This window comes from Ignavibacteria bacterium (genome assembly GCA_025612375.1).
In the GTDB taxonomy this organism is placed as follows: domain Bacteria; phylum Bacteroidota; class Ignavibacteria; order Ignavibacteriales; family SURF-24; genus JAAXKN01.
In genome coordinates, this window is sequence record JAAXKN010000002.1 from 97,149 (window position 1) to 115,213 (window position 18,065).

Here is an 18,065-nt window from a genome sequence, read left to right on the forward strand (position 1 = left end):
TTAAACTCCAGTTATAGCATTTAATTTGCAAGCCTGAGCGCAGGCGCCGCACTTAATACAGATTGATACGTTGATCTTGTGGGGCATTTTCCTTTCACCGGAAATTGCACCGACAGGGCATTTCTTTGTGCACACGGTGCAGCCCTTGCATAGTTCGGGATTGATTTCGGGGGCAACAAGGCTTTTGCAGTTCTTTGTAGAGCACCATTTTGAAACAACGTGTTCGGTATATTCCTTCCTGAAATGCTTCATAGTTGAGAGCACGGGATTTGGAGCCGTTTTGCCGAGTCCGCAGAGTGAGCCTTTTTTAACCGCCAGAGCAAGCTTTTCCAGAAGTTCCAGAGTTTCAACTGTAGCCCTGCCTTCAATGATATCGTCAAGGAGTGCAAGCATCTGCTTTGTGCCCTCGCGGCAGAGTACGCATTTGCCGCAGGATTCATTCTGTGTAAACTGCATGAAGAACCTGGCAATTTTTACCATGCATGTCTGGCGGTTCATTACAACGAGGCCGCCGGAGCCGATCATGGCGCCGATTCCGGTAAGAGAATCAAAGTCGAGCGGCAGGTCGAGGTGCTCTTCTGTAAGGCATCCGCCTGAGGGCCCGCCAATCTGGACCGACTTAAAGCCGTCTTCAGCGAGTGTGCCGTCGTTGTTTGTTACGCCGCCGCCAATATTATATACTATTTCCCTGAGTGTTGTGCCGAATGGTACTTCAATAAGTCCGGTGTTTCTGACGTGTCCAGTAAGTGCAAAGGTTTTTGTGCCCGGGGACTTGGCGTTTCCGATTTTCCTGAATTCACCGGCGCCCATTTTAATGATAAGAGGTACCGTAGCCAGTGTCTCGACGTTATTTATAACTGTTGGTTTTTCCCACAGGCCCGACTGTGCCGGAAACGGAGGCTTTGGTGAAGGCATTCCTCTTTTGCCTTCAATTGAGGCGATGAGGGCTGTTTCCTCTCCGCAGACGAAAGCTCCGGCTCCTTCCATAACATGGACGCGCAGGCTTTTGCCGGATGCAAAGACATCATCTCCAAGAATGCCTGCATTTTCGGCGTCTTCGACCGCTCTTCTAATACGTTTAACTGCAAGCGGGTATTCAGCCCTGACGTATACATAAGCCTCATCGGCGCCGATAGCACGGGAGGCGATCATAATTCCTTCAATTACGCTGTGAGGGTTGCCTTCCATAACGCTTCTGTCCATGAATGCTCCGGGGTCACCCTCGTCGCCGTTGCAGATGACGTACTTTTTCTTTTCCTGCTGGATGCGCGTAAGATCCCATTTTCTTCCCGTGGGGAATCCGCCGCCGCCGCGCCCGCGGAGTCCGGAGGCCAGGATCTCCTTGCAGATATCTTCAGGAGATAAAGTTGTAAATGCCTTTCTTGCCGCAGCGTAGCCGCCGATTGAGATGTATTCATTTATGTCTTCGGGATTGATATGTCCGCACTGTTTTAAGACAAACCGGCTCTGCCTGGTATAGAAAGGGATGTCGCCGATGCCCTTGCACTTCTCTCCGCTTGAAGGATCCTCATAAAGGAGTCTTTCAACGGCCTTGTTTTCCTTTATTGTCCTGTCAACTATTTCTTTAACGTCTTCGGGTCTTACCTTGACATAAAGGAGTCCCAGGGGCTCAATTGTAACGAGGGGTCCCATCTGGCAGAATCCCTGGCAGCCGCTTTCGGAGAGGAAGATGCCCTTGTGGTTTTCTTCAGGCTTAAGTTCAACTTTTACGTGCAGGCCGCTTTCGCGGATATAGTTAAGGAACGCGTTACGGACCTTCTCGGAGCCGTTTGCCATGCAGCCCGTACCGGCGCAGATAACGATCCTGAAATCGTTATACTTCAGGCTTTCTTTATATTGAGCGGCAACAGATTCCAGATTAATTGTTTCTTGCATAACTTTTCTCCATCTCAATAATTTGGTCAATCAAAGTTCCGGTTTTCTCGGGTGTCATCTGTCCGTGAACCTCGTCATTTATCACCATAACCGGTGCAAGTCCGCATGCGCCGAGGCATGAGACAGTCTCAAGTGTAAAGAGCATATCGGGGGTTGTTCGGCGTTTTTCGTCGAGGTTGAGCTTTTCCATTACAACTTCGGCCAAAGACATTGAGCCTTTTACGTGGCAAGCCGTACCGTCGCAGACGCGGATTACATATTTACCTTTAGGTTCCAGGGCAAAGTGGGAGTAGAAAGTAGCTACGCCGTAAACCCTGGCAGGTGAAAGATTTAAGGAAGTGGCAACAAAGGTAAGTACTTCTTCCGGCAGGTAGCGGTATTCCTCCTGCACTGCCTGCAGAATAGGTATCAGCTTTGCCGAGTCATTGGAATAACGGTCAAGAATCTCACAAACTTTCCCGAATTTCCTTGTCCGGCTGAGAATTTGCTTTTCGGCAATCATTATTAAGTTATCTCCTTGTTATCTATATATTATGCTTTGCATAACATGTTACTGTTATACGTGATTAATTCCTGCTATTAAAGGACCCGATTATCCGGTTATAGTGCAGCCGCGGGGCCTGTAAAATGGTCATTCACCCTGTTTTATGGATTCAGCCAGTTTGCGTGTCAGAACGGCAAGGCTCGTGGCAAACTGTGCATTTTCAACTATTATATCCTCTGGCAGCCTGAGCATAACCGGTGCAAAGTTCCATATGGCTTTAATTCCTCCTTCCACCATCATTTCTGCCACCGTTTGAGCTGCAGAGGCGGGGACTGTAATTATGCCTATATGTATGTGCATTCTTTCTGCCAGGCCGGTCATTTTTTCAACGGGCAGAACAGGTACCCCGCTTACCTCGGTGCCGATTTTACGCTCATCGTTGTCAAAAAGGGCAACTATCCTGATGCCGTACTTTGTAAATTGTTCAAAACCGAGCATTGCAAGGCCCAGGTTTCCAACCCCGGCAAGAAAAGCGTCGCTGAGGTTATTCCAGTTGAGGTAGTCTTCAATTCCCTTGATCAGAGTATCTACGTTATATCCGACCTTGGGTTTGCCGATTATGCCGGTATATGCCAGGTCTTTTCTTACCTGTGTGGGATCCAGCTTAAGGTCCCCGGCAATCAGTGTAGTGGAAATCTCGTTTTTTCCCGCCTGGCGGGCGTGTTTAAGATATTGCAAATAAATAGGAAGCCTTCTAAGTGAAGGTTCCGGAATGGGTTTTAATTCTTCTGTTGCCATATTTTAATCGAGAAATATTTCTCGATTAAAATATGGAATTGTGAAGTGGTTGTCAATATATTGTGAAAGGGATTCACAAAATATTTTCTTAAAATATGAGCCTTTACCGGGCAGAGGTGACCGGTAAAGGGGTAAAAATCCGTAATGTATGAGGATAGCGCTCTTTTTATGAAGATTAACTGACCGGGTAGCTGCCGCTTAGTCTGGCAAAAAATCCGTGGAATCTGTGTATGAAAGCGCTGTCTTTAAGGAACATAAAGGGGCAGTAGCCAGAAATAAAGTTAATGCCATGGGTTCTGCTGAAATCCTCCACCTGCTCAACTTCTTTTCCCTTGTCCCTCCCGTTATAGACCCAGACGTTTTTAACGCCAGTAGAATTGCACTCGTCCATAATAGTCTGAAGGGGAACAGCTGTGGTAAAGACCAGAGCGGCTTCAGGCTGAGGGGTAATTTCACTTACCTGGCCAAAGCACTTCAGGCCCTCGATTTCGGAAGCCATGGGGTTAACAGGAATAACGTCGTATCCTCTTGACTGAAACTCCCTGAAAAGATTACGTGTATAGTCTTTTTCACCTCTGGAGACGCCGATAAAAGCTATCCTTTTAAGGGAAAGAAAACGCTGGATTTGATTTATTGAGGTCATATAATTCCTCCCGGAACTGATTTGCTGTATAAATATAACAAATTGCGGAATAAAAACTTCAGGATTTTTATTTCCGGGTTCATTTAAATAAGATCATTTTTTTCGAACCGGAAAATTTACCTGTTATAAGCCGGTAATAATAAAGGCCTGAAGAAAGCCCTTTTGCGCTGAACTGCACCGAATGCCTGCCTTTGTCCTGAAAGCCCTCTGAGACCACGGAAATTACTTTGCCAAGTGTATCGTAAACAATAATTTTAGCGTAGCCGGCTTCGGCAAGTGAATAATCAATTGTTGTAGAAGGATTAAAAGGGTTAGGGTAGTTCTGTGACAGGTAGTACTGCCCGGGTAAAGAGCTTCCGCCTGATTTAACGCCTACAGGGCCCTCGTCAATAAGGGCAGTCCAGATGCTGAGCTGACTTTTATCCATTCTCATCCATATTGGGTATACCTTGCCGTCGTAGGCTGCAATGTTTATATAGTCGCCGAAAAACTCTGCTGAATCGGGGACAAATGAGCTTTCACTGATTTTAGTTGATGTAAAGGTTTCACCCCCGTCGGTGGATTTAGAGACAAAGACGTCAGTTGCAGTGCCTTCGGTCTGGCTCCTGTCGTAATAGACAATCCAGATGTGTCCCCGAACGGGGTCGACCGCAGCCCATGAGAAGAACTGGTCGCGGTCCAGTACATTTGTGCCGTTAACCTTCCGGGTCCCGGACCACGTTTTGCCGCCGTCGGTGGAGCGGGTAAAGAATACGTCGGTATTGCCGTAGCCGTTACGCTGGTCGGACCAGTTAATATAAATATTGCCCCTGTATTTGGAGTTACTGTTGTCGCAGAGTGTTATGGGCATTCCGTTGCAGCGGCTTATGCCCCGGACCTGGAAATCCCATCCTCCGGGCTGAGCGGCGGCATAGATATCCTGCCCGAAGGTGAGGCCTCCGTCAAGTGATTTATCGAACTTAATTCCTGTTGGGCCGGACCAGCTGATGTATACCTCGCCATTGGGGCCGATAGCAGGAACAGCGCCCTCGACTGTATTACTGCTGTCGCGGCAGTCGCCGCTGGAGTCGCTTATTACGATTGGATTGCTCCAGTTTTGTCCCCCGTCTGTGGAGCGTGAGAAAAGGATGCGTGAGCTGTCGGTGGGGAGAGTGGAGCCGTACTTATCAAACTGCGTCCAGGAGATATAGAGATTATTTCTGAAAATTGAATTAGTCAGGTCGGAAGTAATCCAACCCTTATCCTGGTTTTTCCTGGGAGGGTTATATCCGATGCCGGTCCCCTGGTCGTAGCTTTTGCCCCCGTCGGAAGATTTATTTACCACCATGCGGTCTATCCAGAAGCCGATGTTTGCCGGAGGTGCCGAAAGGTGCAGGAAGTAGAGGTTTCCCGAGGCATCGAAGGCAAGCGAGGGGTCGCCCCAGACGCCGTAGGTGGAAGTCAGTGTCCCTTCGTTCCAGCTTTTGCCGCCGTCAAAAGAATAGTAGTAATTATTTAAATTTGCCCCGGCAGCAATGTTGAGGGGGTTGGCGGGATTGATTGTAATGGAGACTTCTTCGGGCTGGTTATTAGTCTTATTGATTTTGACATTTGTACTCTGGGCGTCTGCCTCAAAGAAGGTAAAAAGAAAAAATACCAGTAGAATTACGGCCTTCATCTTATAGCCTCCTGCGGTTTACATTAAACAATGTATAAGGAGTAAAAATCAAAATAAATGAATAATTCAGTCCTAAATAAAAAAATGTGTCACGCAGGAGATCAGCCTGGGTAAATCTCCGGCGTCAACCTGCTCCCCGGAGAGATTGTCCGCGGCCAATTTGAAGAAAAACGGCGCAGATAAATGATTCAGAGTCCTCCGGAATTCTATAAATATCAGCTGCATTTGCTTTCGCTTTATTGGCTTTATTCAATGAAAAGAAATCTACTTGAAATGAGAAAAGAGTGAAAAAAGTGAGAAAATCTTTTCCGGACAGGGTGACTCAGTAAAAATACTGAGTCGATGAAAAAGATGCGAAAATGAGCTGAATTCCAAGGGGAATTCTCATTATGAGGCGGGTGTATAATTTTAAACTCAGTAAAAATACTGAGTCGGGCCCTTTAAGGATCAGCAATTCTACTGATTGACAGAAAATAAAATTTTCTCTAATTTCAGCGGACGCAAATTGAAACCCATAGTCTTATCATGAATGCAGGGCGATCACTCCATCTATGGATAAGGTGTCTTAATCTATTGAATGTGCAAAAGATTCCTGTATTTCTCCTAATAACAAAGCTCCCTTTCAGAACAAGGCTTTTTTACCATAAATATACGGTCAGTAGTAAATATCCTGAAATTAAAAAGGTTCTGAATTCATGAAACATAATCTGCTCCTTAAGTAAAATATTCTGTTTGGAGTAGGCACATGAATATATAAACCCGGTCAGGCAACATACTTATAAGAGCAATATCAGACAAAAACAAAGCAATAAATTTCTGAAAATAAATATGGAGTTAAAATATATGAGAATAAAGCTGTTACTCGAAGTAATTTTTCTTTGCATATCTTTCAGTGCATTTAGCTGTAAAAGCTCCACAGAGCCTGAGAGTAAGAATGCTCCTCCAGACTCCACATCACAGGACTTTACATTCGAAGTAAAAAGATTCGGTCTTTCTAACCTGTCATCGAGTATTTTTTTTGATGTATGGCTTTTTGATGAAAATAATATCTGGGCTGTGGGGGATGTCACTCTTCAAGATACTTCAGAACCTGTAAACGGAAAAGAATACAACATCATGCAGTGGAACGGAAAAGAATGGAAAGGCAGGGGGAAGCTTTTTAATTCCGCTGGCATTCATGGCATCTGGGCTCTGGATACAGGAAGAGTTTATATGTCCCCGGGCATTGCACTTGTTTATAAGAGGGGAGAATACAAGTGGGCAGACTTCAGCAAAATGGGATTTGAGAACTGGCAGTCGATGGATAGGATCTGGGCCAGCTCTGAAGACAATGTCTGGGGAGTGGGTAGAGGAGGCATTGTGATGCATTTCGATGGACAAGAATGGAAGAGGATAAATTTTGATCAGCAATGGTATTTCTACAGCATTACAGGTTCCAAGACAACAGGTGTTTCCTACGCACTGGCATTAAACACCCAGTATCAGACCAAAATAGTAAAGCTTCAGAACTCAAAGGCGGAAGTAATCTACACGAGTCAGTCACAGAATACAGAATTCAATGGTTGGACTCTTACGCTTGCAAATGAGAAGGAGCTTTTCATCGGAAATGGTCCCATATGGAAGTTCAATGTGGAGACAAAGGCTATGCAGGTGGTTTTTACCCCTTCACCCACAATAGGTTTTGTATCCTCTTTTGCAGTCAGTCCAAAAGACATATACTTCTATGGGTTTAATGAAATCTCCGATGTATTAGTCCACTACAACGGAAAAAGATTCAAAGAGTTTGCTCTACCGGGCAGGAGTGATAATCCGGAAGGGATCAAGGCAGCTACAAACATTGCAGCAGCCGTAAGTTTTGCGGGCAATCAGGCCCAAATAATCACAATCAAAAGGAGATGAAAAATGAAATGGTGACATCAGATACGTCAAAAGCACCAGCCTTTCCACAGTACGCTTTGCCGATAACTCCGGAAGTTACGTACAGGTAAAAGGTGGCCCCGACTTTAACAACAGTTTTATTACAGGTTTTCATAACGAGAGCCTCCCATACTACTTTACAAGCTCAAATGCCATTTCGGTTCTCGGTAAAACCAATACCGAGACCGTTTCAGGAAGAGGACTAAACATTACAGAAGATGGCATGGGATACAGTTTTAATCTTAAGGACGTAAGACTGGATGGAAACCAGGTGGATTTCACTGAAGAAAGCGATTCAGCAATGGCATTAAAGAATTCCATAGAGACCAAAGCTTTCAACGTGGGTGATAATTCAGAACTAACCTACTCATATTCGTATTTTACAAGCGATTCAGCCAAGGTTCTCATGAGCCTTAAAGACGGTGAAGTAGTAAACTACTCGCTTGACCTTGTTGATGCCGCATCCAAAGAAGTCCTGAAGAATCTTGCTAGCGTAAGCTATTCCAATAAGGACGTAAATAAGAAAAGGCCTGAATACTACAAGCTTCTCTTAAAGGGGATAGGAAACAGGACAGTTAAACTGAGAATAAGTTCGGATGTGTCTCTTACTGACGCTTCAGGTGTGGTAAGCACGATTGCAAAGATTTATTCAAACGGCAGTAGTCTTAAAAAGAACAGCTTTATTGAGGTAAATTATTCTGACGTGAAGCCTGTTGTGGAATACGGCTTAAGCCAGAATTACCCTAATCCTTTTAACCCCTCAACCGTCATAAACTATCAGATTCCGAAGGCTTCAAAGGTGACCCTCAAGATCTATGACATGCTGGGAAAGGAAGTTACAACTCTTGTAAATGAGTATAAGGAACAGGGAAGATATTCAGTTGAATTCAACGCTTCAAGTCTTCCTAGCGGAACCTATATCTATGAAATAAGAGCTAATGGCTTTGAAAAGAGCGGAAAGATGATGCTTCTTAAGTAATTTGTCTGATAATGCTAAAATTAAGGCAGAGGTTCTTTCCAGGACTTCTGCCTTTATCTTGTGCAATTCAATATTGCACCTTCATAAAACATCTGCTGCGATTTTTCGATTAAACAACCATCAACGAACCTGACACACTTATCTCAGCATCTAAAAATGAAATAGCCCGATGTCTTCATATTTAATGTGCCTGGGCTGCTTTAAGAGAAACATTACGGTTGAAGCCAGGTCTTCGGTCTGAAGCACTCCGGGAAGGATGTCTTTTTTATCCTTTGGCGCCGGTACCTGTACCAGCGCCGGGCAGAGGCAGTTGACGTGCACGCCGAAGTCCCTTACTTCTGTCTGCAGGGCCTCGGAAAACCCCATAATGCCGAATTTTGAGGCGCAGTAGGGGGCGGCCTGGGGGTAGCCGTGCTTGCCTGCCTGCGAAGATATGTTTATGATGTAACCGCTTTTCTGCTTTTTCATTAACGGCAAAACTTCCTTTGTCATAAGAAAAGTGCCTTTAAGGTTCGTATCAAGGACCAGGTCCCACTCCTCTTCCGGGCAGTCGATTACATACTTATCCACCCCAAGGCCTGAATTATTGACAAGAATATCAACCGTTCCGAAAAGATCCTTTGTAAATTTAACGGCACGGGCGATGTCGCTTTGTTTTCTTACGTCACAGGCTACATAAGCTGCTTTCCCCTTGCTGAGGCCATTGAGTTCTTCTGTGGTATTATTAAGCACGTCTTCTCGTCTGGATGCAATAACGACGTTAATCCCCTCCTGCACGCATGCCGAAGCAATTGCCTTTCCTATACCGCTTCCGCCTCCGGTTATAAGCGCGGTTTTTCCTGCGAGTTCAGTCATTTTCCCTGTCCTTTATTTTGCGTCTTCAGTTAATGTTTTATTATATCTTTCTTTAATGTAACTATCAAGCCTTAATGCCGCCAGGGAGAATATGTAGCCCAAAGCGCTCCCGATTATGGCGCCTCCAATTATATCCGACGGGTAATGGCGGCCTACGTAGACTCTGGATAAAGCAACCAGGAATGCCGAAATAAAAAGGACCCATTTTAGGTTCGGGTATATCCTGTAGAAGAAAACTGCCGCGGCAAAATTGTTTACGGCGTGTGAGGATGGGAAGGAATAGGACCCAGAACATTCAATGAGCTTCCTCGCATCGGGTAGAGCGTTGCAGGGGCGGATGCGTGCAACCCAGTGCTTTATAAAAAAGCTGCTCAGCTGGTCCGATGCCGCAATGAGCACCAGGGCTCCCACGGCCGCGATCTTGCCAGTCCTGCCTCCTTTTACAAAGGCGATTCCCAAAAGTATAAGATAAGCTATATACCAGTGGTTGACGTCCGTTATAAAAACAAAAAAACGGTCGAATGCCGGATTGGCAATGCTGTGATTGAAAAAATAAAAAACGGCTAAGTCTATGGAGTATAAAAATTCTGTCATGTCAGTTGATGATAATTTACACGGAAATATATGATTATTATGGATATTTTCCCACAGCGCCCGATTATTGTATTATGCACTTTTACAAAAATTTCTTAACTTGCCGTCAATTATTTTTATGTGACAGCTCGTTGAGAAGCAAAAGGAGAGTAAACGCTGTGGAAGAAACAGTTTTCGATCTGAAAAAAAAGCTGGCTGAAAAGGAACAGGAAATAAAAAGGCTTATAGAGGAATTGGAAAAATCCAATCAGGCGGCTTCGGAGGCTGAACAGGCAAGTGAAGCCAAAAGCCGTTTCCTTGCGAGCATGAGCCATGAGATCCGTACGCCAATGAACGGGGTGCTGGGATTTCTGGAGCTTATGGAACAGGAAGTCTATGAAAGTAAAGAGGAGCTGAAGGGTTTTATAAGCAAGGCGCGTTCGGCTGCTGAATCTCTTCTGGACATAATAAACAACATCCTTGACATTTCCAAGATTGAAGCAGGCAGAATGGAACTGGAGACGGTGGACTTTTCTTTGAGGGAAGTGCTGGAGGAAACAGTTTCCATGGTCTACGCGCTGGCCAATGAAAAGGGGCTGGTAATAAACTGCCATCTTGCAAGCGACGTTCCCCTCATACTGCTTGGCGACCCGGTAAGGCTGCGCCAGGTGTTTTCAAACCTGATCGGAAATGCAATAAAGTTTACAAACCGCGGTGAAATTGAGGTTATTGTTGAGCTGAAGGAAATTACCGACTCAACGGCAGTTATTCTTTCTACAATTAAAGATGAAGGAATGGGGATACCGAAGGAAAAAACGGACCTTCTCTTTAAGCCTTACGCACAGATTTCAAACACATATACAAGAACCCATTCCGGAACGGGCCTGGGGCTCAGGATCTGCAAGGAGTTCATCAATATGATGGGAGGTGAAATCTGGGTGGAAAGTGAAGAAGGCAAGGGGAGCAGTTTCTTCTTTACTGCAAAGCTTAAGATAAATGAGAATTCCCCGGACTGGCCGGGGAAATCAATTAAAAATTAAAAAGTAAGGAAAGAGAGATGAGCATATTAAGATTTGCTCATCTCGAGGATCGACTTTTTAATTATATCCACAGATTCCATAATCTGCTCTTTTGTAATAACCAAAGGAGGGGCAAAGCGGATTATGTGCTGATGGGTAGGCTTTGCAAGCAGTCCGTTATCCCTCATTTTAAGGCATACGTCCCAGGCTTCCTTACCATTCATAGGTTTTATAACAATCGCATTTAAGAGTCCCTTGCCGCGTACGAGTTCAATCATATCGCTTGGGATCTTTCTGATTTCTTCCCTGAAAAGTTCTCCCAGTTCAGAGGCTCTCTGGGCCAGGTTTTCATCTTTTACAACTTTCAGAGAGGCTATTGCGACTTTTGCCGCCAGCGGGTTGCCGCCGAAGGTGGAGCCATGCTCGCCGGGCTTAATTGTAAGCATAATGTCGTCATCGGCCAGAACGGCTGAGATAGGCATAGTGCCGCCTGAGAGCGCCTTGCCAAGGATCAGAACGTCGGGCCTTACATTTTCATGGTCGCACGCCAGAAGCCTTCCGGTTCTTGCAATGCCGGTCTGGACTTCATCTGCAATAAAAAGGACGTTTTTCTCTTTGCAGAGCCTGTAGGCCTCTGAGAGGTAGCCTTCATCGGGCACAAAGACGCCGGCTTCACCCTGAATAGGCTCAACGAGGAATCCCGCCACATTCGGGTCCCCGAGCGCGGTTTTAAGTGCGTTAAGGTCATTGTAAGGTATTTTTATGAATCCCGGAGTATATGGGCCGAAACCCTTGTAAGAGTCGGGGTCGGTGGACATTGAGATAATTGTGATAGTCCTGCCGTGAAAGTTTCCTTCGCAGACTATAATTTTGGCTTCATTTTCCTTAATCCCCTTTTTGTCGTATGCCCATCTGCGGCAAAGCTTCAAGGCTGTCTCATCGGCTTCGGCTCCTGAATTCATAGGAAGCACCTTGTCGTATCCGAAGTATTCAGTTATATATTTTTCATATTCACCGAGGCAGTTATTAAAAAACGCCCTTGAGGTAAGGGTAAGGGTCTTTGCCTGCTCTGTAAGAGCTTCAATGATCTTCGGATGGCAGTGTCCCTGGTTGACAGCCGAATAAGCAGAAAGGAAATCATAATATCTTTTGCCTTCGACATCCCACAAATACACACCTTCACCGCGCTGAAGAACAACAGGAAGCGGATGATAATTATGAGCACCGTACTTTTCTTCCAGTTCCATATAATCCTGCGAGGTCATATCTGCCTGAACTAAATCTCTTGGAGCCATAAAAAACCTTCAATTTGTGTATAATTATTTTGTTTCTTTGTAAATTTATAAAAAATCATCTTCATTTCCGAGTGATTATTAGGTAATTCCCCCTTTCTAAAGAAGCTGTTTTATCTTGTTTATACAATCAGGTTTTAATAATTTGCAAAAGTAAAAAATTGAGCGGAAGGCTAATTCCGGGTACCTTGCAGCAGGTAATTCTTGCGGATTTTGATAAAACAGGCCAAGGGACAGAAAAATTATTGTACAATTAACAGGAAAACAGATGAAACTAAAATACGCTACTGTATTACTCATATCAGCTCTTAACTTCATTCCTACTTCAAACGTTCTTCCCTGGGGGGACAAAGGCCACAAGCTTACGGCTTCAAAAGCATTTGAATGCCTGCCAAGTGAGCTCTCGTTTATGCTGCGATGGAAAAAAGACATTGTGGAGCATGCACCCGACCCTGATCACAGGAAAAAAGGAGACAAGACGGAAGCTCCGAAGCACTTTATAGATATAGACTATTACCAGGAATTCCAGAAAGGGACTCTTATTCTTAATCAGGATTCGCTGAAAAGCAAGTATGGCGAGAAGGTTTTCCTGGAGCAGGGGATTCTTCCATGGGCTACAGAGGCGACACTTGAAAATTTAACCAAAGCTTTCAGGCAGATGGATACAAGCGCAATTAAGCTCTACGCTTCGGATCTCGCGCACTATGTGGCCGACGGATTTCAGCCCCAGCACGCAACGGTAAATTACGACGGGAAGCTTACAGGGCAGAAAGGGATCCATTTCCGCTATGAAATAACGATGCTTGACAGCAATCTGACCGAGCTGGAAAAGGAAGTAAGGCCTGAGGATGCATACTTTGTAAGTGAACCTGAAAAATATATATTTTCTTATATAGACGGCGCGGACATGTATGCCGAGACCATACTTTCTGCCGACAGGTTTGCCTTTAAGGCCTCGGGTGAAAAGTATGACGGCAATTATTACAAGCTGATGTGGTTCAGGACCAAACACATGACCGTTCAGCAGATTGATTCAGCCGCCCGCGCTCTTGCTTCACTTTACTACACTGCATGGGTTAACGCCGGAAAACCGGTTGCACACAATAATTAACCCATAGAAAAAGTGAGTATATGAATAAAATCAAGAAATTTTTAGCCGTTACCTGTTCCCTGGCCTTTTTAACGGGCTGGGGAGGCGCGGGCCACAGCAAGATAAACTATAATACCGTCCTTTATTTCCCGAAAGAGATCTCGCAGTTTAATTCCTGGAATACAATCCTTCAGCAGCATGCCTCGGATGCCGATAACAGGAAAGGTTCCGATCCTACTGAAAGCAAAAAGCATTTTATTGATATTGACAGCTACAGTGAGTTCAACTCAACGGGCAGAATACCGGAAGATTACCAGACAATGGTAAGAACTTACGGCTCTTCTTATGTGGATGCACAGGGAACACTTCCCTGGGCGACTGTTACTGCGGTCGATTCACTGAAAAGCGCATTCCAAAGAAAAGACTGGGCAAAGGCTCAGCTCTTTGCAGCAGACTTAGGTCACTACGTGGGTGACGGGCATATGCCTCTGCATATTACAAAAGATTACAACGGAAGAAACGGTACACAAAAAGGCATACATGGCCGGTACGATGACATAGCCAAATATCTCCCGGATCAGATAGTGTTCCTGCCGGATACAGCGCAATATGTAGGTGATGTTTCAAGGTTTGTTTTTGATTATCTGTATGCAAACAACCGCTACGTGGATTCAGTCTATTATGCCGATAGTATAGCAATAAAGAAAACCAACGGGCAGGCAAACAGCGCCTATTACAATTACTTCTGGGAGAATGGTAAAGGCTACACAAATATGCTCTTTAACAGAGCGGCCAAAAGTCTGGCTAGTCTGATCTACACGGCCTGGGTTAACGCAGGCAAGCCGCAGTTGAGCAGCACGCTTGTTGAAAAGGAGAATAACGCCCCTGAGAGTTTTGAGCTCATGCAGAACTACCCGAATCCCTTTAATCCTGAGACTGTTATTAAGTACCGCATTAATACCCCGGGACACGTGAGGCTAAGCCTTTTTAACGTGCTGGGAAAAGAAGTTGCCACACTTTTTGAGGGTGAGAGGCCCTCGGGAGAATTCAGTTTGAAAGTAAATGCCAATAGTCTTAATATTGAAAGCGGAATTTATTTCTACAGACTTGAGGCCGGAAGCCTTATTGAGACGAGAAAAATGACTGTTCTTAAATAGATATATAACATTCTTAACGCTTAAAAGTATTCTGTTAAAAGGAAAAGTATGAAAGTTAAACTTATACTGTTTGCCATTTTTATTTTTGCGCAGACCCTGGCCGCTCAGGTTGTGACACTCTATCCATCCTTTGCCACTGAAAATGATTCGATCAGGGTTGTATTTAATATTCAGCAGGCCACAAGAAAAGACCTGGTTGGATACACGGGTGATGTTTATACGCATACCGGTGTAACAGTAGGAACATCGAGATGGCAGCACGTTATCGGAACCTGGGGCAGTAATACCACACAGCCAAAATTAAAAAGAATAGGTGTGGACCAGTATGAACTTGTAATCGGAAAGCCGCACGATTTCTACAAAGCCGGTTCTTCGGAAAAAATTACGGAGCTGGACTTTGTTCTCAGGAGTGCCGAAACCACGAACGGGACCTGGAAACAGACAGAAGACATATTTATCAAACTTTTTGAGCCTGGGCTGAGTCTGACCATTCTTTCCCCGAAACAGTTCCCAGTGTTTCTTATGCCGGGTGAATCCGCAGACATAAAGGCCTCAGCCTCAAAGGCTTCAACAAAAACCGTGTTCGTAAATAATGTGCAGCTATTCCAGACCTCAAATGATACTTTAGTATACAGCTATAAGCCGGCAGATACGGGAAAGAAAACCGTCAAAATTGTGGCTCAGGACGCTCAGGGAGGCACAAAGGCGGATTCTTTTTATATTTATGCCAATTCTTCAGTTGTACAGCAGGAGCTTCCAGCCGGTGTGAAAGACGGCATTAACTATATAGATGCAAATACCGTTACGCTTGTTCTTTATGCGCCGTATAAGAAGTTTGTCTATGTTACGGGTGATTTTAACAACTGGGATATAGATCCGGCATATTACATGAAACGCACCTCCGACGGTAAAAGATTCTGGGTTACAATCCCGAACCTGGCTTCCGGGAATGAATATGCATTCCAGTACTACGTGGACGGGCAGCTTAAGATTGCGGATCCTTATACCGATAAAGTGCTCGACCCATGGAATGATAAATATATTACTTCCGATATCTACCCCAATCTTAAAGCTTATCCGACAGGCAAGGGGGACAATGTCGTTTCTGTGCTACAGACCGCCCAGACCGCTTTCAACTGGACTGCTGCGGGCTATAAGCGTCCTGACAAGGAAAACCTGGTAATATATGAGCTCCTGGTAAGGGATTTTGTTTCAACACACAGCTTTAAGACTCTGAGCGATACCATAAGCTATTTTAAGCGCCTTGGTGTTAACGCTATTGAACTTATGCCTGTCTCGGAATTTGAGGGCAATGAAAGCTGGGGATATAACCCAAGTTTTTACTTTGCTCCCGACAAATACTACGGGCCAAAAGATGAATTTAAGAAATTTGTTGATGTGTGCCACGCTAACGGCATAGCTGTTATAATGGATATTGTCCTTAACCACAGCTTCGGCACTAACCCGATGGTAAGGCTTTACTGGGATGATACAAAAAGCGCCCCGTCAGCTCTTAACCCCTGGTTTAACCAGGTATCTCCAAACACAGCTTATTCATGGGGCTATGATTTTAATCATGAAAGCCAGGCGACAAAGGATTTTGTTGACCGTGTGACATCGTACTGGATTAGCGAATACAAAATTGACGGCTACAGGTTCGATTTTACAAAGGGTTTTACAAACACTCCCGGCGACGGCTCGGCTTATGATTTATCGCGCATTACAATCTTAAAGCGCATGGCTGACAAGATCTGGACTGTGGACCCTTCGGCTTACGTCATACTGGAGCACTTTACAGACAACAACGAGGAAAAAACGCTCACTGACTACGGTATGATGATATGGGGCAACTTAAATAACAATTACATGCAGGCTTCAATGGGATACCTCCAGAATTCGGATTTATCCTGGGGCTCGTACAAAAACAGGGGCTGGTCAAAGCCGGGTCTTGTCACATACATGGAAAGTCATGACGAGCAAAGGTTAATGTATAAGAATGTAAACTTCGGCGCTCAGTCGGGCAGCTATAACGTTAAGGATACAAGCCAGGCCCTGAACCGTGTGAAGCTTGCTTCTGCATTCTTCTTTACTATTCCGGGGCCCAAGATGATCTGGCAGTTTGAAGAGCTTGGCTACGACTATAGTATTGACTTTAATTCCAGAGTGGGCAACAAGCCTATACGCTGGGATTACCTGAAGCAGCCCAGGCGTGAAAAGCTATTTAAGGTAATGCAGGCCCTGATCAGTCTGAAAACAAATTATCCGGCATTCAAGAGCAGCAACTACTCAGTGTCGCTAAGTGACCTGGTAAAGAGGATAACGATCAGTGATCCATCGATGAATGTGGCAGTTATTGGAAACTTTGACGTTATAACAAGGAGTTCCAGCATTGCATTTCCAACTACAGGAACTTACTATGATTACTTTACCGGCCTCGGCATTGAGGTTACAAATACGCAGACGCCGGTTGAACTTCAGGCGGGTGAATTCCATATTTACACGAGCCAGAAGCTCCCTCTTCCCGAGAAGGACATTCTGAATACAGTAAACGATAAGGGTGCCAGGATAGAAAGCTACGGACTGGAGCAGAATTATCCAAACCCTTTTAACCCGTCCACGCTCATCAGTTATGAACTTGCCAGGGACTCAAGAGTTTCGCTGAAGGTTTACGACATAATGGGGCGTGAGGTTGCAGCGCTCGTAGACGGATTCCAGAGCAAGGGTAAATACAGCAGGGAGTTCACGGGGAAGAATCTTTCAAGCGGGATTTACTTTTATGAATTAAGGGCAGACAATTTTACCGCAATCCGCAAGATGATGCTTCTCAAGTAGCACACACCCAAATAAATTTTACAAAAAACGGGCGCCCGTAAAAAGACGCCTTTTTTTGTATCCGGTTGAAATGGTACCAAAATTTCCGGCCGGGCTGTAACAGATATAAAACCGCTACGCGGTTTATTTGGGGGGTGATATTTTACCCAGGGTTACGGCATTCCCTCCGGGAATTTGTAACCCTGGGCTACAGATATGAAACCGCTATCGCGGTTTTTTTCTCTATAAACCTTGAACTTTGAATCTGGGACCTTGCACCCCTCTTCCCTCCCTTTCAGTTTAACGTAAAATATATTATGTTTTTATAATAATAGCGGGGAATGCGTTATGAAGGAATATTTTATTAAACTCTTCAGATATAACGAATGGGCAAATAACCAGGTGCTTGAGTCCTTTATTCAGCTGGCGGATAACCAGGACGAGGTAGTACGGCTTTTCAGCCATATTATTTCCGCCCAGAAAATCTGGCTCGACAGGGTTCAGAATAATAAGACTATCTACGAGGTCTGGGACAACTTTTCTGTTGAGGGGTGCATAAAGATATCTAAGGAAAGCTCTTCGGATTGGCTTAAATTCCTGGAGAATCTTCCGGAAGAAGGCTTCTCTGAAAAGATTTCCTATGTGAATTCCAAAGGGGAAGCTTACCAGAATACGATTGAGGACATAATGGCCCACGTCATTAACCACTCCACCTACCACCGTGCCCAGATTGCAATGCTGCTTAGGAAAGCTGAGGCCGTTCCGCCGGTTACGGATTATGTGTTTTATAGAAGATGAAAGGCAGGTCCGACGTCCAACGTCCGACGTCCGACGGTAAGGAAAAGAAAGGGCGGCTTCTTAGGCCGCCCTGTAATCTGCTTGTAGAGGTCTCAC

General features: G+C 45.0%; 15 protein-coding genes. 7 read left to right on the plus strand and 8 right to left on the minus strand.

Annotation, left to right across the window (positions count from 1 at the left end):
* From HF312_02200 to HF312_02220, 5 genes are all read right to left on the minus strand, one after another.
* Complete coding sequence (locus HF312_02200; GenBank protein ID MCU7518997.1) at positions 1-1,896, minus strand: 4Fe-4S binding protein; 1,896 nt, start codon at positions 1,894-1,896, stop codon at positions 1-3.
* Positions 1,880-2,398, minus strand: a complete 519-nt coding sequence (nuoE, locus tag HF312_02205) for an NADH-quinone oxidoreductase subunit NuoE (GenBank protein MCU7518998.1) — start codon at positions 2,396-2,398, stop codon at positions 1,880-1,882. The genes HF312_02200 and nuoE overlap by 17 nt, the downstream gene beginning before the upstream one ends.
* Before the next feature lie 129 nt (positions 2,399-2,527).
* Entirely contained in the window at positions 2,528-3,178 is a 651-nt protein-coding gene (locus tag HF312_02210) for a redox-sensing transcriptional repressor Rex (GenBank protein MCU7518999.1), read from the minus strand.
* 175 nt (positions 3,179-3,353) lie between these two features.
* The gene (locus tag HF312_02215; protein MCU7519000.1) at positions 3,354-3,821 is read right to left on the minus strand and encodes a CoA-binding protein; all 468 of its coding nucleotides are present in this window, start codon (positions 3,819-3,821) and stop codon (positions 3,354-3,356) included.
* A 79-nt stretch (positions 3,822-3,900) separates the two neighbouring features.
* Positions 3,901-5,478, minus strand: coding sequence for a T9SS type A sorting domain-containing protein (locus HF312_02220; GenBank protein ID MCU7519001.1), 1,578 nt, complete (start codon positions 5,476-5,478; stop codon positions 3,901-3,903).
* A gap of 843 nt (positions 5,479-6,321) precedes the next feature.
* Between HF312_02220 and HF312_02225 the strand changes: the two genes are divergently transcribed.
* Positions 6,322-7,377, plus strand: coding sequence for a hypothetical protein (locus HF312_02225; protein ID MCU7519002.1), 1,056 nt, complete (start codon positions 6,322-6,324; stop codon positions 7,375-7,377).
* 241 nt (positions 7,378-7,618) lie between these two features.
* Positions 7,619-8,374: a T9SS type A sorting domain-containing protein gene (locus HF312_02230; protein MCU7519003.1), complete on the plus strand. Its 756-nt coding sequence runs from the start codon at positions 7,619-7,621 to the stop codon at positions 8,372-8,374.
* Between the two features lie 150 nt (positions 8,375-8,524).
* Here the strand turns inward: HF312_02230 and HF312_02235 are convergent, their stop codons facing one another.
* Together HF312_02235 and HF312_02240 are read right to left on the minus strand one after the other, a co-directional pair.
* Entirely contained in the window at positions 8,525-9,229 is a 705-nt protein-coding gene (locus tag HF312_02235) for an SDR family oxidoreductase (protein MCU7519004.1), read from the minus strand.
* A 12-nt stretch (positions 9,230-9,241) separates the two neighbouring features.
* Positions 9,242-9,823, minus strand: coding sequence for a phosphatase PAP2 family protein (locus tag HF312_02240; protein ID MCU7519005.1), 582 nt, complete (start codon positions 9,821-9,823; stop codon positions 9,242-9,244).
* 158 nt (positions 9,824-9,981) lie between these two features.
* On the opposite strand from HF312_02240, the gene HF312_02245 reads away from it, so the two are divergent.
* Positions 9,982-10,842 (plus strand): hypothetical protein, encoded by an 861-nt coding sequence (locus HF312_02245; GenBank protein ID MCU7519006.1) that lies wholly within the window; start codon positions 9,982-9,984, stop codon positions 10,840-10,842.
* A 26-nt stretch (positions 10,843-10,868) separates the two neighbouring features.
* Here HF312_02245 and rocD read toward each other — a convergent pair whose 3' ends face one another.
* Positions 10,869-12,086, minus strand: coding sequence for an ornithine--oxo-acid transaminase (gene rocD, locus HF312_02250; GenBank protein ID MCU7519007.1), 1,218 nt, complete (start codon positions 12,084-12,086; stop codon positions 10,869-10,871).
* A 295-nt stretch (positions 12,087-12,381) separates the two neighbouring features.
* On the opposite strand from rocD, the gene HF312_02255 reads away from it, so the two are divergent.
* The 4 genes from HF312_02255 (at position 12,382) to HF312_02270 (ending at position 17,969) form a co-directional block, all read left to right on the plus strand.
* A complete protein-coding gene (locus HF312_02255) occupies positions 12,382-13,224 on the plus strand; it encodes a hypothetical protein (GenBank protein ID MCU7519008.1) in 843 nt (280 codons plus the stop codon).
* A 20-nt stretch (positions 13,225-13,244) separates the two neighbouring features.
* Complete coding sequence (locus tag HF312_02260) at positions 13,245-14,360, plus strand: T9SS type A sorting domain-containing protein (protein ID MCU7519009.1); 1,116 nt, start codon at positions 13,245-13,247, stop codon at positions 14,358-14,360.
* Between the two features lie 48 nt (positions 14,361-14,408).
* Positions 14,409-17,192, plus strand: a complete 2,784-nt coding sequence (locus HF312_02265; protein MCU7519010.1) for a T9SS type A sorting domain-containing protein — start codon at positions 14,409-14,411, stop codon at positions 17,190-17,192.
* Positions 17,193-17,519: 327 nt separating this feature from the next.
* Positions 17,520-17,969, plus strand: coding sequence for a damage-inducible protein DinB (locus HF312_02270; GenBank protein ID MCU7519011.1), 450 nt, complete (start codon positions 17,520-17,522; stop codon positions 17,967-17,969).
* Positions 17,970-18,065 lie beyond the last annotated feature (96 nt).

Excerpts from the sequence above, each read along its gene's own strand:
- HF312_02270 (MCU7519011.1), top strand. The coding sequence starts at position 17,520 with ATGAAGGAATATTTTATTAAACTCTTCAGATATAACGAATGGGCAAAT.
- HF312_02240 (MCU7519005.1), bottom strand. The coding sequence starts at position 9,823 with ATGACAGAATTTTTATACTCCATAGACTTAGCCGTTTTTTATTTTTTC.
- HF312_02265 (MCU7519010.1), top strand. The coding sequence starts at position 14,409 with ATGAAAGTTAAACTTATACTGTTTGCCATTTTTATTTTTGCGCAGACC.
- HF312_02255 (MCU7519008.1), top strand. The coding sequence starts at position 12,382 with ATGAAACTAAAATACGCTACTGTATTACTCATATCAGCTCTTAACTTC.
- rocD (MCU7519007.1), bottom strand. The coding sequence starts at position 12,086 with ATGACCTCGCAGGATTATATGGAACTGGAAGAAAAGTACGGTGCTCAT.
- HF312_02235 (MCU7519004.1), bottom strand. The coding sequence starts at position 9,229 with ATGACTGAACTCGCAGGAAAAACCGCGCTTATAACCGGAGGCGGAAGC.
- nuoE (MCU7518998.1), bottom strand. The coding sequence starts at position 2,398 with ATGATTGCCGAAAAGCAAATTCTCAGCCGGACAAGGAAATTCGGGAAA.
- HF312_02260 (MCU7519009.1), top strand. The coding sequence starts at position 13,245 with ATGAATAAAATCAAGAAATTTTTAGCCGTTACCTGTTCCCTGGCCTTT.
- HF312_02200 (MCU7518997.1), bottom strand. The coding sequence starts at position 1,896 with ATGCAAGAAACAATTAATCTGGAATCTGTTGCCGCTCAATATAAAGAA.
- HF312_02225 (MCU7519002.1), top strand. The coding sequence starts at position 6,322 with ATGAGAATAAAGCTGTTACTCGAAGTAATTTTTCTTTGCATATCTTTC.
- HF312_02210 (MCU7518999.1), bottom strand. The coding sequence starts at position 3,178 with ATGGCAACAGAAGAATTAAAACCCATTCCGGAACCTTCACTTAGAAGG.
- HF312_02215 (MCU7519000.1), bottom strand. The coding sequence starts at position 3,821 with ATGACCTCAATAAATCAAATCCAGCGTTTTCTTTCCCTTAAAAGGATA.
- HF312_02230 (MCU7519003.1), top strand. The coding sequence starts at position 7,619 with ATGGGATACAGTTTTAATCTTAAGGACGTAAGACTGGATGGAAACCAG.
- HF312_02220 (MCU7519001.1), bottom strand. The coding sequence starts at position 5,478 with ATGAAGGCCGTAATTCTACTGGTATTTTTTCTTTTTACCTTCTTTGAG.